The sequence below is a fragment of the Gilliamella sp. wkB195 genome (assembly GCF_001690445.1).
GTDB lineage: Bacteria > Pseudomonadota > Gammaproteobacteria > Enterobacterales > Orbaceae > Gilliamella > Gilliamella apicola_E.
In genome coordinates this window covers 64,885-81,864 of record NZ_LZGP01000038.1, presented here as the reverse complement: position 1 = coordinate 81,864, position 16,980 = coordinate 64,885, and the positions used below count along the sequence as shown (strand labels likewise).

Below are 16,980 nucleotides of genomic sequence, written 5' to 3'. Positions count from 1 at the left end.
TCCAGTTAATTTTTGTTGAAACTACTTTTTAATTGGTTAATTTTGCACTGATCTGTTTCGCAGTGCAAACATCTTGTGCAATTTGTTGTTTTAAATCGGTTAGCGAATCAAATTTTTTCTCGTCGCGTAACTTATGAACGAATATAACGTCTAAATATTGTCCATAAATATCACCTGAAAAGTCAAATAGATTAACCTCTAAAATAGCCTTTTTGCCTTCAATGGTTGGTCTTATACCGATATTGGCAATGCCATGATAATGCTGATTACTACAACAGTTTTTGACTTTTACAAAATAGACGCCTTGTAAAGCGGTTTTTTTTCGATTTAAATGGATATTGGCTGTCGGAAATCCTAATTGTCTAGCTAACGCATTGCCATGAACCACTTTCCCTTCAATGGCATAATTACGGCCTAAAAGGCAATGAGCCAATTTAAAATCACTATTAAATAACGCCTCACGAACAGCCGTACTGCTGATCCTTAAATCATTCCAAACAAACGTGGGCATACTCTCAACTACAAATTGATTGTTATGAGTATATTGTTGTAAAAGATTAATATCACCTTTACGCTCACGACCAAATCGGAAATCATCACCAATAACAATATATTTAGCTTGTAATTTGTTTATCAACCAATCTTGAATAAAATCTGGGGCTGACATATTGGCAAAGGTTTGGGTAAATGGCACCGCAATAATATAGTCGATACCCAATTTTTCAATTAGTCCGACCTTTTCTTTAAATGAGGTTAATCTTGCCGGGGCATTTTGTTTGCAAAAAAACTCTAAAGGTTGAGGCTCAAATAACATAACCACTGTTGGTAAGTTTAATTTCTTACTTTGTTTTATTAAATGGTTAATTAATTGTTGGTGTCCTAAATGCACGCCATCAAAGTTGCCCAATGTAAGTACACATTGAGTAAATTGATTGTTTAAATTATCAATACCGCGAATGATCTTCATGAAAGCGTGCTATTAATTGTGATGTTTTAACTAAAATAGCTGTGAATTATACCAATCTTTCTTAAAGATGCACGTAATATAAAGTTGATTTTCGGTTGTATTTGATTTTGGGATTTTGATGAATAATCAATTCCCATACGACTGTCACAAAAATCCACTGAATTTAGATTGGCGTGAATTTGGATCGTTACCAAAAAATCCGACAATAAGCCAGTTCTTTTGCCCGTTTTTTATATTCAGCTTGTTGCTCATTAGGAATAAAAAAACGGTTTTTTTCTATCTCTTCGCACTCTTTTACATCGCGTTTAATGTGCTCTGCTTCTTCTTTTGAAATTCGAAAGAAATGGGTATTAAATATACCGATTTTTGTATCATCATCCATAGTCACTTTGTTTTCTAAACCAAAATTTCTTTCTGATGGATAAGCCAGTCCGTCGAAATAGTCTTGTGATTTTGTGAGTTTTCGCATCGCAATGGTTTGACCATTACCATAAACGTAGTTTTCATTGATAAAGTAATTGTCTCCTTGTTTACTTATTTCAACAAGATTGGCGATCGACGCCGTATGTTTATAATCCGGACCACCTTCAACCCAAAAACCAATAAATTTATCATTATGATTAGATTCCTGTTCAGAACATGCTGTAATAAACAGTATCATAAACATGAGTGATAAATATTTCATTCAATATCCTTATATTATTAATGATTTAATGCGCGCAAAAACTCTTGTCGGGTGCTTGGATTCGTTTTAAATCCTCCACCTAATGCGGTCGTGGTCGTTAAACTATTGGAATCTTTAATACCTCGAGCTTTAACGCAATAGTGTGTAGCGTCAATTGAAACAGCAACATTAACTGTTCCTAATAGGGTCTGTAGTGCCACCAAAATTTGTTGGGTTAATCTTTCTTGCACTTGCGGGCGCTGGGAAAAGAATTCAACAATCCGATTGATTTTCGATAAACCAATCACTTTATCTTTTGGGATATAAGAAACAGTGGCTTTACCGTCAATGGTCACAAAATGGTGCTCACAAACACTAGTTAAAGTAATATCACGGACGGTAATCATTTCATCAACCTGCATTTTGTTTTCAATCAGGGTGATTTTGGGAAAGTTATGATAGTTAAGTCCAGAAAAGATCTCATCAACATACATTTTTGCAACGCGGTGCGGAGTTTCAACAAGGCTATCATCACTTAAATCGAGTTCCATAAGTTTCATGATTTCTCGGAAATGTGCTTCTATTTTTGCTTTCCTTTCGCTATTGTCCATAGGTAAACGACATGATGGGGTTTCAAGATTTTTAGCTGCTAGTGCTTTTTTGACCTCTTGTGCTGCAGGACTTAGTTCTGTCATTTATTTGATACTCAGACGAAAATAGATATCAGTATTATATAATAGTGATATAGGGATATACAGTATTTTTAATTAATCAATTTGACTTAAAGATCGATTCGATCTCGAATATTTTTACACTATATTATCGGTACTCACAAGAATATTGTTACTAATTAGGTTATACTAATAACAACTGTATTAAATAACATTTGGGTAACTATTAATGCCAAATAATACGCCAATTATTTTGATTGATGGCTCTTCTTATCTTTATCGTGCTTTTTTTGCATGCCCTCCATTAACTAATTCCAAAGGTGAACCGACTGGGGCTATTTTTGGGGTGGTCAATATGATACGCAGTCTAATAAATCAATATGATCCAACTCATATTGCTGTCGTTTTTGATGCAAGTGGCGGATCTTTCCGTAATGAACTTTATAGCGAATATAAAGCGACTCGTGAAGAAATGCCTGAAAATTTACGACCTCAAATCGAACCAATTCATACTATTTTAAAAGCGATGGGATTACCACTGCTTTGCGTAGATGGAGTTGAGGCTGATGATGTGATAGGCACATTGGCTAGACAAGCGGAAAAAGAAAATCTTGAGGTACTAATCAGTACTGGTGACAAAGATATGGCACAATTAGTCAGTGATAAAATCACACTAATAAATACCATGAATAACACAATTCTTGACCCAGAAGGTGTTATGAAAAAATTTGGTGTCCCGCCAGAAAAAATGATTGATTATTTAGCACTAAGAGGTGATACGTCTGATAATATTCCTGGTGTTCCGGGAATTGGTGAAAAAACGGCACTAAATTTATTAACGCATTTTGAAAGTTTAAATGATATTTATAGCCATTTGGATGAAATTCAAAAATTGCCTATTCGTGGTGCTAAATCATTAAAAAGTAAATTGGCTGATCATAAAAAAGAAGCTGACCTTTGTTATTTATTGGCGACAATTAAAACGGATGTTCCATTAGATTTTACGACGGAACAATTGCTTATAGGTGATATCGATACAACTAAATTAGTTGAATTGTTTGCTTATTATGATTTCCACCGTTGGCAAAAAGAATTAATCACGGGTAACTTTTTAAATCAGCAAAGTCAAATTCCTGTCGAAATTGAAGGGGAATTGTCCTCGATTGACCAAGAGGAGCTAGAGACTGAAGTACACGAAAAGGATTATCAATGTATTTTAACCAATACACAATTAGATGAATGGATTGCAAAATTAACTAGTTGTGAAGCCTTTGCATTTGATACGGAAACGGATAATGTCGATCATTTCCATGCTAGGCTTGTTGGGATATCGCTAAGTGTTACTCCACATCAAGCTGCTTATATTCCTCTAGCTCATCAATACCTAGGTGTTCCAGAGCAGTTACCGCTTAATGATGTATTGGCAAAATTAAAACCAATATTAGAGAATCCTCAAATCAAAAAAATCGTCCAAAATGCCAAATTTGATTACAGTGTATTGGCGAACTATGGCATTCAAGTGCAGGGTATTGCTTATGACACCATGTTAGAGTCCTATGTATTAAATAGCACTCAACGACATGACATGGATAGTATGGCAAAACGCTATTTGAAATATAAAACAATTACTTATGATGAATTAACTAAAGTTGGTAGAAAGCAATCAAGTATTGATACTATTGATGTTGAAAAAACAACCCAATATGCAGCAGAAGATGCGGATATTACTCTTCAATTACATCAAAAATTATGGCCACAGCTAGAAAAAAATGAAAAACTGACTAAGTTATTTTCAGATATTGAAATGCCGCTAGCAATTATTTTAGCTGACATGGAAAGAACAGGGGTTCTTGTTGATGCTGAACAATTAAAAGCGTATTCAAAAGAACTTAGCAAAATATTAAAGGATACTGAAGAAGAGTTACAATTCCTTGCGGGTGAAAAATTTAATCCGGGTTCACCAAAACAAATTCAAGCAATTTTATTTGATAAACACAGATTACCCGTATTCAAAAAAACGCCTAAAGGCGATCCTTCAACTAGTGAAGAAGTATTAAGTGAATTAGCAAATACATATGTATTACCTCGTAAAATTTTATATTACCGAGGATTAGCCAAATTAAAAAATACTTATACAGATAAACTACCGTTGATGATTAGTCCAATTGATCACCGAATTCATACCAATTATAACCAAATTGGTACTGTAACTGGACGATTATCATCAAACGACCCTAATTTACAAAATATTCCTGTTCGAACCGAGGAAGGTCGCCGTATTCGCCAAGCATTTATCGCTCCAAAAGGTTATAAAATTATTTCAGCTGATTATTCGCAAATTGAGCTACGTATTATGGCGCATTTATCGCAGGATAAAAGTTTGCTAAATGCTTTTGCCCATGATAAAGACATTCATCGAGTGACAGCGAGTGAAATTCTAAGTAAACCAGAGCCAGAAGTTACCGCCGAAGAGCGAAGAAGAGCTAAAGCCGTAAATTTCGGATTAATTTATGGCATGAGTGCTTTTGGGTTATCTAAACAAATTAATATTCCTCGTAAAGAAGCAAAATTCTATATTGATCGTTATTTTGAACGTTATCCTGGCGTACAAATGTATATGGACAAAATTCGTCATCAGGCATCAGAGCAGGGCTATGTTGAAACCTTATCAGGACGACGATTATATTTACCAAAAATCACTTCATCTAGAGTTAATGAAAAACGTGGGGCTGAGCGTGCAGCAATTAATGCACCAATGCAAGGTACAGCAGCTGATATTATTAAAACAGCTATGATCAAGATGAGTGAATGGATTAAAGCCCAGCCTAACGGTAATATCAGAATGTTAATGCAAGTACACGATGAACTTGTATTTGAGGTTAAAGAAGAGCTTGTTAGTGAATATAGTAAATCTATTAAATCTATCATGGAAAATTGTTATCAACTCTCAGTACCATTAAAAGTGGATGTTGGTATTGGTAATAATTGGGATGAAGCTCATTAATAACTTTGATAATTTATATTTTTATACTCGATTTTATATTGAGTAACTACTTAAATTAGTTGCTAATTTTGTCTATTACTGACGGCTTGCTCAAACCTTTTGACGTGTTAAAATAAGCAACTAAATTGAACTTATTGCAATTGCCTTTCCTATTGATGGAAAGCGGTTAAATAAAAAGAGCATAAGTGATAAATTGACATTTAGGGCTCTTTATTAATAGGATTATTTCATGAAAATTAAAACCCGTTTTGCACCAAGCCCAACTGGTTACTTACATGTTGGTGGTGCACGTACTGCGCTTTATTCGTGGCTTTATACCCGCCATGCGCATGGCGCCTTTGTATTGCGTATTGAAGATACCGACCTTGAACGTTCAACACCAGAGGCGATTGATGCGATTATGGAAGGTATGAATTGGTTAAAATTATCATGGGATGAAGGCCCATATTTCCAAACCAAACGTTTTGATCGTTATAATCAAGTTATTGACGAAATGTTAGCCAATGGAACGGCTTATCGTTGCTATTGCTCAAAAGAACGCTTAGAGAAATTGCGCGAAGAGCAAATGGCAAAAGGCGAAAAAGCGCGTTATGATGGTCATTGTCGTTGTGATGAAGTACAAAAACAGCATTCACATACCGAACCACATGTTGTTCGCTTTGCTAATCCGGTCGATGGCGTTGTTATTTTTAACGATTTAATTCGTGGTCCTATTGAAATTGCCAATAAAGAGCTGGATGATTTAATCATTCGTCGCACTGATGGTTCTCCAACTTATAACTTTTGCGTCGTTGTTGATGATTGGGATATGGAAATCACCCATGTTATTCGTGGTGAAGATCATATTAATAATACGCCTCGTCAAATTAATATTTTAAAAGCACTAGGCGCACCATTACCTGAATATGGTCATGTATCAATGATTTTAGGTGACGATGGACAAAAACTCTCTAAACGTCATGGCGCAGTGAGTGTGATGCAATACCGTGATGATGGTTATCTGCCAGAAGCCTTGCTTAACTATTTAGTTCGTCTAGGCTGGTCTCATGGCGATCAAGAGATATTTTCCGTACCAGAAATGATTGATTTCTTTTCATTAGATGCAGTAAGTAAATCTGCCAGTGCATTTAATACTGAAAAATTACTTTGGTTAAATCATCATTATATTAATCATTTAGATGCTGATTATGTTGCACAGCATTTAGTTTGGCATATGAATCAGCAAGGTTATGATTTAACACAAGGTCCTGATTTAATTACTATAGTGAAACTATTTGGTGAACGTTGTAAAACATTGAAAGAAATGGCAGAGTCATGTACTTATTGCTATCAAGATTTTGATGAGTTTGATGCTGATGCAGCTAAAAAACATTTACGACCTGTTGCAAAAGAACCTTTAGAGCTAATCAAAGCTAAAATTGCAGCAATTTCAGATTTTGATTGGCAAATTGATAAAATTCATCATGCTATTGAGGCAACAGCCACCGAGCTTGAAGTCGGGATGGGTAAAGTAGGTATGCCACTTCGTGTTGCAGTAACGGGAATTGGGCAATCGCCTTCTGTAGATGCAACGGTTTATGCTGTTGGTAAAAAACGTACATTAGCAAGAATTGACAAGGCATTGGCTTATATTGCTAACAGAGAACAAGCATAATAATCGCCGATACTATTCGGCGATCCACTTGTTGAGAGTTTATTATGGCTCGCTTAAAAAAACGTTATTGGATTCCATCTCTTATATTACTCATAATAGTGATATTAAGCTTATATGGTTGGCGATATTGGTTATCATTCAAGGATGAACATAATCTTTCTATAGATTGGCAAGGTATTGATATCGGCCTCGGCGGATTATCTTTTGATGAGCTAACTATTTCACAACAGACACAATTATCGTTAAAAGCGAGCAATGTCAAACTATCGTTGTCAACCTTTACGGCAAAAAGTATTGATATTTACTGGTCCGATTCAACTGATAAATCAGGCTTGCCAAAGGTGACAGATACACAAGAGCTTAATCAATCTTCTCCTAATTCTTCCACTGTATCGACTATCATTTATTGGCTTCCAAATAATATCAATGTCGACTCTTTAACATTTTATCAACAGAAAAAAGAGTTAGTTAACCTGAAGGTTCAGGCCACTAAAGAGCAAAATACAATACAACTTAATCTATCAAGTAATAATCAACATACATTAACTGCTAACCTTTCGTTTGATCAGTTAAATTCTTGTTTCGAAATCAAAGAGGGGGTCTTGACGACTTCCTTGAATCAATTTGGAATAGAAAAAGGTAATCTGACTTTACCATTTACTGGGGTTTTAACTAGCGATAAAGTTATTTTAAAGAGTTCAGACAACGCTTTTTTTAATATTGAAAAAGCGAAATTTTCAGATGACTTAATTGTTAAACCATTAGTAGGAAAACTGACCTTTGAAGTAACAATACCTATTTCGCTTGAATCGAAACAAATTAATGCAAAATCAACATTAACAATTAATAAATTTGATGGCATATTTAAAGCGAGTGAATTTAAATCCGCAGTTGGCAACATCGATATTTCATTTAATAACAATCAATTTACTATTTCAACGCCCGCATTAACTATTCAACAAGTTAATATTGGTGTTAATTTCGAGAAGATTAGATTAGCAGGTAGTTATTCAGCATCGCTAAATGCTCCGAGTAAAGGGTTAGTGAAATGGACGAAAGCGCAAGCCGCTATTTTTTCTGGCTCAGTTTTTCTTGATCAGGGACAATTGAATTTAGCTAAATTACCCCAACAATTTAATTTAAGGCTAAAAAAGATACAATTGAAAGATATCTTGGCTAAATATCCTGCCGATGGTTTAGCTGGAGATGGGGCAATTGATGGCACTTTGCCAATAACATTATTACCGTCCAGTAAAAAAGGGACAGCTTTTAATGAAGTCGTCATAAAAAACGGCCAGTTAGTTACGGTTAATGAAGGATATTTACAGTTTGAAAATACGGCACTGAAAAATTATGCCCAAGCTAACCCGAATATGAAAATTCTCACTGATATAATCAAAAATTTTCATTATATTAAGTTGTCGGGTATGGTGAGTTATCAAAATGAAATTGCTAAATTAGGACTAAATATTCAAGGTAATAACCGTGATGTTGAAAATGGTAAAGCGGTGAATTTGAATATAAATCTTGAAGAGAATATTGCAAAACTATTAATAAGTTTACAACTTTCCGATCAAATTAACGAACCTATTCGCAAACGTATTGAAGCGTATTTAAAAAGGAAATCTTGATAGATAAGAGGTTATTCTATGATTAAAACTATTATTACAATTATAGTGTGTAGTGCTGTACTAATGGGTTGTACGCCAACGGTTAAAGTGCAAGCACCAAATGAACCAATTAATATCAATTTGAACGTTAAGATTGATCACGAAATTAATATCAAAGTGGACAAAGCGCTAGATAATATTATTAATAAATCAGGTTTATATTAATATTAATGAGTGCATAAACACGACTTTTATAGCAAAACATTTAAATTTCAACCGTTTTTACATATTTAATTCATCTTAATATGATGTATTTAATAAGGAGTCTGTTATGAATATCTATAAAAAAGCAACAGTAGCATTATTATCAATCCTATTAGCTTTGCCTGTTTTTGCTTTAAATTTAGATCAAGCGATTAATTCACTACCTCAAGCAAAAGCTAATGGTCTAGTGGGAGAACAAACCGATGGTTATTTAGGCGTTGTAAAAAATGAAGGTAATGTAAGCGAAATTGCCCAATTAATTAATCAGGCTCGTAAACAAGAGTACCAAAAAGTATCAGCTGAAAGTAACGTGCCACTAGTTGAAGTTCAAAACAAAGCAGGAAGTAAAGCTCAAGAAAAAACGCCTGCTGGTCAATACATCAAACAGCAAGGGCAGTGGATAAAAAAATAAAAGCAATCTTTATTATAGGAAAAGTATAACGATATTGTACTTTAAATGTTAATCAATAATGTGTATCCTGTTATTTTTGTGATTTGCTTGCAATAATATTTAAAATAAATTTTATTAGTAAATAGTATCGCTATAGCGATTTTAAATGGAGAAATTCAATGTGTTCGATTTTAGGTATTCTTGATATTAAATCAGATCCGGAACAGCTACGAACAAAAGCATTAGAGCTATCAAGCCTGCAACGTCATCGTGGCCCTGATTGGTCTGGTATTTTTGCTTCTGATAAAGCGATTTTAGCTCATGAACGTCTATCAATTGTAGATGTTAATACTGGATCTCAACCGCTTTATAATAAAGATAAAACATTAGTTTTAGCGGTTAATGGCGAAATTTATAATCATCAAGAACTCCGAAATCAGTACAAAGATCGTTATGAATTCCAAACAGGATCTGACTGTGAAGTGATCTTAGCTCTATATCAAGAAAAAGGTATTCACTGTCTTGATGACTTACAAGGCATGTTTGCGTTTATTCTTTATGATATTAATAAAGGCACCTATTTTATTGGTCGTGATCATATCGGTATCATTCCGATGTACATGGGACATGATGAAAACGGCACGTTTTACGTTGCATCAGAAATGAAAGCATTGGTTCCGGTTTGTAAAACTATTGAGGCTTTTCCTCCTGGAAGTTACTTATCAAGTACAGAAGGTGAAATTAAAACCTATTACAAACGTGATTGGATGGAATATGATAACGTCAAAGATAATAAGACAGATATCAATGAACTTCGTGTTGCACTAGAAGAGTCTGTGAAAAGTCATCTTATGTCAGATGTTCCTTATGGCGTTTTATTGTCTGGTGGACTTGATTCTTCTGTTATTTCAGCAATTACTAAAAAGTTTTCTGCTCGTCGCGTTGAAGATCATGAAAAATCTGAAGCATGGTGGCCACAATTGCACTCATTCGCGGTTGGCTTAAAAGGTGCCCCAGATCTTAAGGCTGCACAAGCAGTTGCTGATCATCTAGGTACTGTTCACCACGAAATTAACTTCACTATTCAAGAAGGTATTGATGCAATCCGTGATGTTATTTATTTTATCGAAACGTATGATGTAACAACGATTCGTGCCTCAACCCCAATGTATTTAATGGCAAGAAAAATTAAAGCAATGGGTATCAAAATGGTCTTATCAGGTGAAGGTGCTGATGAAGTATTTGGTGGTTACCTCTATTTCCACAAAGCGCCAAATGCCAAAGAGTTCCATGAAGAAACTGTCCGAAAATTAGCCGCGTTACATATGTATGACTGTGCACGTGCTAATAAAGCAATGGCTGCATGGGGCGTTGAAGCGCGTGTACCTTTCTTGGATAAAAAATTCTTAGATGTGGCAATGCGTATTAATCCGAAAGATAAAATGTGTGGTAGTAACGGTAAAATGGAAAAACACATTGTTCGTGAAGCATTTGAATCTTACTTACCAGCATCAGTGGTATGGCGTCAAAAAGAACAATTCTCTGACGGTGTAGGCTACAGTTGGATCGATACCTTAAAAGAAATTGCTGAAAGCAAAATTACGGATCAACAGCTAGAAAATGCAAAATTCCGTTTCCCTTACAATACGCCAACATCAAAAGAAGCGTATATGTATCGTGAGATTTTTGACGAATTATTCCCTGTTGAAAGTGCTGCACATTGTGTACCAGGTGGCCCAACCGTTGCTTGTTCAACTGCAAAAGCAATTGAATGGGATGAATCATTTAAAAATCTAAATGATCCGTCAGGTCGTGCAGCAGTTGGTGTACATAATGATGCTTATAAAAAATAGCAAATTAAATTCTTAAATTTTAAAAAGGGCATGATTGCCCTTTTTTATTATGTATTGAATCAGCTAATGCTACATTCTTAAAGCTATATTCGTAAAGTCCTCCTGCATTATGAGTATATTTTCTGATAGAAAATAATTATCTCCTTATCAAAGCTGATTTTTATAATATTTGTTAAATATGTGATCTATATTCACTTTTTTAAAAAACATTTTAATTATAATCAATGTTACCTGTCACATTTAAGTTAAAAAGAGGTTTATGAGCGTTAATTTTTATAAAAAAGTAATAACGTTTATCTTTTTATAAATTAGGAGTATGGAGTGGATAATTATAAAATTGCGATAATTAACTCAAGTAGTTTTGGAAAAAATTTTCCAGATCATTTAAAACGACTAGAAAAAATTGGCGAAGTAAAACATTTTACTTTTGATAATGATATATCAGGGAAGGAATTAGCAAAGGCTTTAGAAGGTTTTAATATTTTTATTGCTAGTGTTAGACCTTTTTTTAAAAGAGATTTTTTTGATAATAAAAAAGACCCTTTGTTTTTAATTTCTCGTCATGGAATAGGTTTTAATAATGTTGATGTTGCTGCTGCGAGGGAACATGGAACGATTGTCACCATTGTCCCCCCTCTAGTGGAGCGAGATGCTGTAGCCGAAAATGCAGTGACTAATCTACTTGCATTAATTAGGCAAACAGTTCAGTCACAAGCTGCAGTGAAATCAAATGATTGGAAAAAAAGAGCCTCTTTTTTGGGAATTAATGTTACGGGTAAAGTTGTTGGCGTTATTGGCTGTGGGAATATTGGAAGCCGTGTGGCAGAAATTTTTAAACACGGATTTAACGCGCGCTTACTTGTTGTAGATCCAAACGTAAATAAACAATGGGCTAATCAACATAATATTGAAATTGTTGATTTAGAGTATTTACTAAAACATGCGGATATCATTTCTCTAAATGCTTCATTAAATGAAACTAGTTATCATATCTTAAAAGATCACCAATTTTCTTTAATGAAAAAAGGCGTTTACATCACCAATACTGCTCGAGCTGAATTGATTGATGAAAATGCACTATTACACGCATTAAATGAAGGTATTGTCGCTGGTCATGCAACTGACGTAATGTATGTCGAGCCTTCATATAACGATAATCCTTTAGTTCAACACCCAAAAGTTCTTGTTACTCCACATACATCCGCTTATGCCATTGAGTGTTTGCAAGGTATGGGGGAGAAATGTGTCGAAGATGTAGAGAAATTTGTCAATAAGCAAGAATTACAATCAATTGTTTCTTAAAATTTTTTAAACATTATAAAAAAATCGAGGAGTTTATATATGCAAGAAATGCATGTAACGTTTCTTCAAGCAACCATTATTTCAATATGGGTTGCAATGGTAATGTCTCGGGGGCTGGGTGGAGCAACATTAACACTCAGATTCTCACCGATGATGACGGGGTTAATTGTTGGAATAGTCTTTAATGATATTTCAAACGCGATGATAATAACCGCAGCAATACAGTTAATTTATATGGGTGTGTTTTCTCCTGGCGGACAAATGCCATCAGAACCCGCAATTGCAACAGCTATCGCTGTACCTGTCGCATTACTCGGCGATATGCAACCAGCAGCAGCGGTGGCGGTAGCCGTACCTGTTGGTTTGTTAGGATCGTATTTATACCAATTAAGATTTTTCCTCAATACAATGATTATGAAATTAACTGAACGATATGCTGACGAAGCTAACAGTTCGGGATTAACTTTATCAATTATTATCTTACCAATCATTTGTAGTGTCGCACTCTTTTTACCATTTATGTTTGTCGCACTCTATTTTGGTGCGCCAATAATTGCAGATATCATTAAATCTAATGCTGGTGGACTTGTTTTCCATATTCTTAATGTAATTGGTGGTGGTCTTGCAGCAGTAGGTATTGCTCTGACTATTTATGTTATCGGTAAGAAAAATTACATCATTTTCTTCTTATTAGCTTACTTCATGGCCGTAATTGCAAAACCACTGAATATCACAATGGTTACCTACGCAATTGTCGGCGCTATTGTTGCGTTTATCTTTGTCCTTGCAAAGAATGAAGCGGTTAATTCTGCGGCTGAGCAACCTAGAAGTAATTCAAATAATCAAGTAGATGATGACGATTATTAATCTTTAATTGATTAATAAATTAAAAAGAGGAATTTATAATGACTGAAATCGTACAAGAAAGTATTGATCTCAAACCAGAAGCAATAACTAAAAAAGATATCACTATTGCATGGTTACGTTGGTATTATGCAAATGAAATCCCACACTCATTTGACCGCTATCTAGCCGCTTCTTTAATGTGGGGATTGATGCCAATTCTCAAAAAATTATATAAATCAAAAAGTGAGCTTTCTGCCGCTTATCAAAGGCACTTATTGTTCTTTAACACTCAATTAACCTGGGGTGGGGGAACAATTTCAGGAATTATGGCGTCACTAGAAGCTGTAAGAGCAGATGAAGTTTATCAAAAGAAACCGATCAGCATTGATAACGACGTTCTCTATAATACAAAAGCTGGTTTAATGGGGGCTTTAGCCGGAATAGGTGACGCAATCGACTCTGGAACAGTGCAATATATCTTTATTGCAATTGCGCTTCCTTGGGCTCAAGAAGGCCTAGCAATTGGTGCTTTATTTCCTTTCATTGCATTTGTTATCTATCAACTTTTTGTTGGGTACTATTTTGCTCAGTTAGGATTCAAATTGGGAAGAAATGCGGCTACCGAAGTGGTTGGTAATAAAATGCAAATGGTCATTGAAGGCTTGTCCATTCTAGGCCTATTCATGATGGGTATTTTAGCTGCTAACTACATAAAAGTATCATCAAGTTTGAAATTCAATTTATCCGGTAAAGAATTTGTCATCCAAGATACGTTGGATAAAATCCTACCGGGTGTATTGCCTCTTATGGTCGTGATGGGACTATATTTCTATTTTTCTAAGAAAGGGTTAAAAGTAACTCAAGCATTAGTTGGATTAACAATAATACTTGGTGTATTAGCAGCCATTGGAATTTTATAAAATTAAAAAAATATAGAGGTTAAATTATGGGAAAAGTAGTGTTAGCGCGTGTAGATAGCCGCCTTATTCATGGTCAAGTTGCAACTAATGTCTCTAAAGCAGCTGGAGCAAATGCGTTATTTGTAGCCGATGATTACTCAGCAAATGATGAATTTACTAAAAATATTATATTAGGTGCTGGGGCAAGTACAGGACACAAAATAAGAGTATTAAAAGAAGATGGCGCGGTAAGATATTGGAATGATCGCCAGTATGATGATTTTAATGTTATTTTGATAACAAAAAATATAGAAGTTATGTATAAAATCATTAAAGCGGGTGTGCCAATAACTAATCTTAATATTGGAGGTTTACCGCTAGTACCAGGAGCAACTTCAATAATTAAAGAAGTATCGATTAATAAAGAACAACTTGATTTACTAATCGATTTACAAAACAGCTTCCCTAACATGGATATCTATTTTCAAGCGACGCCTTCGTTGAAAAAAGTCACATTAAACGAAGCGATTAAGATGTTTGAATAATATAGGTATCGAAAATATGATAGGTGTTTTATTAGTTAGTCATGGCAAAATGGCTGAAGGGATTAAAGATAGTGTATCAATGATTGTTGGAGAACAAGATAAATTTGAATCACTATCACTCAATCCAGGACAAGATATTGAACAATTAAAAGATAATTTATTTGATTGTTCAAAATCTCTAGACTCAGGGCAAGGTGTCTTAATTTTTGTTGATTTATTGGGTGCCTCGCCTTATAACGCATCAATGCGATGTTTGCCAGAATGGGAAAAATTAGGTATGAATGTCCGCGTCATTACCGGTATGAACTTGCCAATGGTAATTAATGCTGTATGTAATAGAGATTCATTATCACTACTTAATTTGGCAAAAGAGTGTGTTGAAACTGGACATGAGAATATCCAAGAAGCGATTAGCAATATGGCTAATTTCTCCCAATCTCAAAATGAAGATGATTATTGATTAAACTAACATCTTCTATAGATAATATTATTTGATAATCATTATTTTAATATTATCTATTTGTTTCGCTGTTAGTGTGACTAATATCGCACTAACAGTTTTTCTAAATTAAAATAATTATTAAAAATGGATAAATTTAAAGACCTTGTACTAAGATACTGTGTCATTTTTGGCAAAAGATTTACGTCTAAAGAAAAAATCACTTTTTTAAGAGTGATATCTAAAGAACTTACTCAATTGGGCTATATAGTTGATGCTAAATTAGCAAAATTAAAGTTAGCAACAAGACGGTATGAAAATTATTACAACGCTTATATTGGTAATTTAGATCAAGCTGAATTAATCATTTGTACCTATTATGATACTGGTATTAAAAATTTTAATTTTAATAAAAAATATGCATTCACGCCTCACTTTAGTAAATTAGGCTATTTTATAAGTATTTCGCCAATTATTTTCTTATTCATCACCTCATTGGTATTAAATTACTGGGTGTTCATACCAAAAATTCAGTCGCAGGGTTTTTTTAGTCTTCCCGGCATATCATCTATTGTTTCGACTATTTTATTATTTTTTATTATTTTGAAATACAAAAGTGGCATTCCGAATCAAAAGAATTTTGTTTGTAACTCTTCAAGTATTATTACAATTATCAATTTAATTAATAAATTAGATAAAAAAGAAAAGAAGAAAATTGCTTTTGTTTTATATGATGATGGTAATAATGGACAATATGGCCTAAAGATGCTGGAAAGCTATGCAAAACAATTGAAAAATAAAAAATTCATATTTATTGATAGCATTGGAAATGGTGATGAATTGATTTATTTAAAACCTGAAGAGTCAAACATTCATTTAGAAAATATTGTTTTTAAACAAGGAACAATGGATATCCAATTTCCAAATTACATTATGATGACATCGGGAACAATGGATAACAGTGGTAAAATTATGATAAATAACGCTTTTAGCTCAAAAGATAATCATTTATCTGAAGAAACAATAAATAAACATACCCAGTCTCTTTTAAATGTATGTAAGTCATTGATAAATTCAAATAAAAATTAAAAGCTAGATTTTTTATTTTCCTTTTCAAAAAAATCACATCTACCAATTTTGTTAGTAGATGTGATGTTCTTATCAATGCTGAGATTTTGCACCAACTGGTAAAATTGTACGTCCATATTGTTCATTAAGCACTTCAGCCATCGCTAAATAAATAGCACTGGCACCGCAAATAATACCCTCAAAACCGGCAATATGAATGATGTCATGGTTACCACAAATGTTACCAATTGCTAATAAAGCAAATAAAACAGTTAAACTTGCAAAAACAAATTGTAATACTCGATTACCTTTTAAAGTACCGATAAACATAAATGCGGTAAAAATTCCCCATAATGCCAGGAAGATACCCACAAAAGTTGCATCAGTTGGTGCTGTTGCTGGTGATGTCGGTAAATACCAAATACCAACAAGAGCGATCCAAAAGAAACCATATGAAGTAAACGCTGTAGTACCAAAAGTATTACCTTTACAAAATTCTAAAATTCCAGCGATCACCTGTGCCAGTCCTCCATAAAAAATACCCATTGACACAATGGCCGTCATGACAGGAAAAAAACCTGCGTTATGAATATTTAATAAAATTGTCGTCATACCAAAACCCATTAAGCCGAGAGGACTAGGGTTGGCTAATTTAGTTTGTTCCATAAAGATCCTATAAATTAATTCTCATAATAAAAAAGGCGGCAATAATAAGTGTAGAGAGGTCTATAATCAAGATTTAAGAAAAAATAATTTATTTTGCCCCTTGATATTAAAAATATTGTTCCCATTTATGTGAAAAC

At 34.0% G+C, this 16,980-nt stretch carries 16 protein-coding genes; 12 read left to right on the top strand and 4 right to left on the bottom strand.

What is annotated here, in order from left to right; all coding sequences use genetic code 11:
• Positions 1–28: 28 nt before the first annotated feature.
• From ribF to folE, 3 genes are all read right to left on the bottom strand, one after another.
• Positions 29–967 (bottom strand): bifunctional riboflavin kinase/FAD synthetase, encoded by a 939-nt coding sequence (ribF, locus tag A9G08_RS11345; RefSeq protein ID WP_065563826.1) that lies wholly within the window; start codon positions 965–967, stop codon positions 29–31.
• 187 nt (positions 968–1,154) lie between these two features.
• The gene (locus tag A9G08_RS11340; RefSeq protein WP_065563825.1) at positions 1,155–1,652 is read right to left on the bottom strand and encodes a hypothetical protein; all 498 of its coding nucleotides are present in this window, start codon (positions 1,650–1,652) and stop codon (positions 1,155–1,157) included.
• Positions 1,653–1,669: 17 nt separating this feature from the next.
• On the bottom strand, positions 1,670–2,326 hold the full coding sequence (gene folE, locus A9G08_RS11335) for a GTP cyclohydrolase I FolE (RefSeq protein WP_065563824.1): 657 nt from the start codon (positions 2,324–2,326) through the stop codon (positions 1,670–1,672).
• A 205-nt stretch (positions 2,327–2,531) separates the two neighbouring features.
• Here folE and polA point away from each other — a divergent pair, with 205 nt between their 5' ends.
• The 12 genes from polA (at position 2,532) to A9G08_RS11275 (ending at position 16,198) form a co-directional block, all read left to right on the top strand.
• The gene (polA, locus tag A9G08_RS11330; protein WP_065563823.1) at positions 2,532–5,306 is read left to right on the top strand and encodes a DNA polymerase I; all 2,775 of its coding nucleotides are present in this window, start codon (positions 2,532–2,534) and stop codon (positions 5,304–5,306) included.
• Positions 5,307–5,535: 229 nt separating this feature from the next.
• On the top strand, positions 5,536–6,960 hold the full coding sequence (gltX, locus tag A9G08_RS11325; protein WP_065563822.1) for a glutamate--tRNA ligase: 1,425 nt from the start codon (positions 5,536–5,538) through the stop codon (positions 6,958–6,960).
• Positions 6,961–7,004: 44 nt separating this feature from the next.
• On the top strand, positions 7,005–8,591 hold the full coding sequence (locus A9G08_RS11320) for an intermembrane phospholipid transport protein YdbH family protein (RefSeq protein ID WP_065563821.1): 1,587 nt from the start codon (positions 7,005–7,007) through the stop codon (positions 8,589–8,591).
• 18 nt (positions 8,592–8,609) lie between these two features.
• A complete protein-coding gene (locus A9G08_RS11315) occupies positions 8,610–8,795 on the top strand; it encodes a YnbE family lipoprotein (RefSeq protein WP_065563820.1) in 186 nt (61 codons plus the stop codon).
• Positions 8,796–8,901: 106 nt separating this feature from the next.
• Positions 8,902–9,246: a YdbL family protein gene (locus tag A9G08_RS11310; RefSeq protein WP_065563819.1), complete on the top strand. Its 345-nt coding sequence runs from the start codon at positions 8,902–8,904 to the stop codon at positions 9,244–9,246.
• A gap of 158 nt (positions 9,247–9,404) precedes the next feature.
• Positions 9,405–11,078, top strand: coding sequence for an asparagine synthase B (asnB, locus tag A9G08_RS11305; RefSeq protein WP_065563818.1), 1,674 nt, complete (start codon positions 9,405–9,407; stop codon positions 11,076–11,078).
• A gap of 321 nt (positions 11,079–11,399) precedes the next feature.
• Complete coding sequence (locus A9G08_RS11300) at positions 11,400–12,380, top strand: D-isomer specific 2-hydroxyacid dehydrogenase family protein (protein ID WP_065563817.1); 981 nt, start codon at positions 11,400–11,402, stop codon at positions 12,378–12,380.
• Between the two features lie 48 nt (positions 12,381–12,428).
• The gene (locus A9G08_RS11295; RefSeq protein ID WP_081299586.1) at positions 12,429–13,247 is read left to right on the top strand and encodes a PTS sugar transporter subunit IIC; all 819 of its coding nucleotides are present in this window, start codon (positions 12,429–12,431) and stop codon (positions 13,245–13,247) included.
• A gap of 38 nt (positions 13,248–13,285) precedes the next feature.
• Complete coding sequence (locus A9G08_RS11290; protein ID WP_065563815.1) at positions 13,286–14,146, top strand: PTS system mannose/fructose/sorbose family transporter subunit IID; 861 nt, start codon at positions 13,286–13,288, stop codon at positions 14,144–14,146.
• 26 nt (positions 14,147–14,172) lie between these two features.
• Positions 14,173–14,670 carry a PTS system mannose/fructose/N-acetylgalactosamine-transporter subunit IIB gene (locus tag A9G08_RS11285; RefSeq protein WP_065563814.1) on the top strand — a complete coding sequence of 166 codons (498 nt, stop codon included), beginning with the start codon at positions 14,173–14,175 and terminating at the stop codon, positions 14,668–14,670.
• Positions 14,671–14,686: 16 nt separating this feature from the next.
• Positions 14,687–15,130 (top strand): PTS sugar transporter subunit IIA, encoded by a 444-nt coding sequence (locus tag A9G08_RS11280; protein ID WP_065563813.1) that lies wholly within the window; start codon positions 14,687–14,689, stop codon positions 15,128–15,130.
• A gap of 126 nt (positions 15,131–15,256) precedes the next feature.
• Positions 15,257–16,198, top strand: coding sequence for a hypothetical protein (locus tag A9G08_RS11275; RefSeq protein WP_141673982.1), 942 nt, complete (start codon positions 15,257–15,259; stop codon positions 16,196–16,198).
• A gap of 72 nt (positions 16,199–16,270) precedes the next feature.
• On the opposite strand, the gene satP is transcribed toward A9G08_RS11275, so the two are convergent.
• Positions 16,271–16,843, bottom strand: a complete 573-nt coding sequence (gene satP / locus A9G08_RS11270; RefSeq protein ID WP_065563811.1) for an acetate uptake transporter — start codon at positions 16,841–16,843, stop codon at positions 16,271–16,273.
• Between the last annotated feature and the right edge of the window lie 137 nt (positions 16,844–16,980).

What these genes read in the sequence shown, in the direction of transcription:
- ribF (WP_065563826.1), bottom strand. Translation starts at nt 967, where the DNA reads ATGAAGATCATTCGCGGTATTGATAATTTAAACAATCAATTTACTCAA.
- A9G08_RS11340 (WP_065563825.1), bottom strand. Translation starts at nt 1,652, where the DNA reads ATGAAATATTTATCACTCATGTTTATGATACTGTTTATTACAGCATGT.
- folE (WP_065563824.1), bottom strand. Translation starts at nt 2,326, where the DNA reads ATGACAGAACTAAGTCCTGCAGCACAAGAGGTCAAAAAAGCACTAGCA.
- polA (WP_065563823.1), top strand. Translation starts at nt 2,532, where the DNA reads ATGCCAAATAATACGCCAATTATTTTGATTGATGGCTCTTCTTATCTT.
- gltX (WP_065563822.1), top strand. Translation starts at nt 5,536, where the DNA reads ATGAAAATTAAAACCCGTTTTGCACCAAGCCCAACTGGTTACTTACAT.
- A9G08_RS11320 (WP_065563821.1), top strand. Translation starts at nt 7,005, where the DNA reads ATGGCTCGCTTAAAAAAACGTTATTGGATTCCATCTCTTATATTACTC.
- A9G08_RS11315 (WP_065563820.1), top strand. Translation starts at nt 8,610, where the DNA reads ATGATTAAAACTATTATTACAATTATAGTGTGTAGTGCTGTACTAATG.
- A9G08_RS11310 (WP_065563819.1), top strand. Translation starts at nt 8,902, where the DNA reads ATGAATATCTATAAAAAAGCAACAGTAGCATTATTATCAATCCTATTA.
- asnB (WP_065563818.1), top strand. Translation starts at nt 9,405, where the DNA reads ATGTGTTCGATTTTAGGTATTCTTGATATTAAATCAGATCCGGAACAG.
- A9G08_RS11295 (WP_081299586.1), top strand. Translation starts at nt 12,429, where the DNA reads ATGCATGTAACGTTTCTTCAAGCAACCATTATTTCAATATGGGTTGCA.
- A9G08_RS11290 (WP_065563815.1), top strand. Translation starts at nt 13,286, where the DNA reads ATGACTGAAATCGTACAAGAAAGTATTGATCTCAAACCAGAAGCAATA.
- A9G08_RS11285 (WP_065563814.1), top strand. Translation starts at nt 14,173, where the DNA reads ATGGGAAAAGTAGTGTTAGCGCGTGTAGATAGCCGCCTTATTCATGGT.
- A9G08_RS11280 (WP_065563813.1), top strand. Translation starts at nt 14,687, where the DNA reads ATGATAGGTGTTTTATTAGTTAGTCATGGCAAAATGGCTGAAGGGATT.
- A9G08_RS11275 (WP_141673982.1), top strand. Translation starts at nt 15,257, where the DNA reads ATGGATAAATTTAAAGACCTTGTACTAAGATACTGTGTCATTTTTGGC.
- satP (WP_065563811.1), bottom strand. Translation starts at nt 16,843, where the DNA reads ATGGAACAAACTAAATTAGCCAACCCTAGTCCTCTCGGCTTAATGGGT.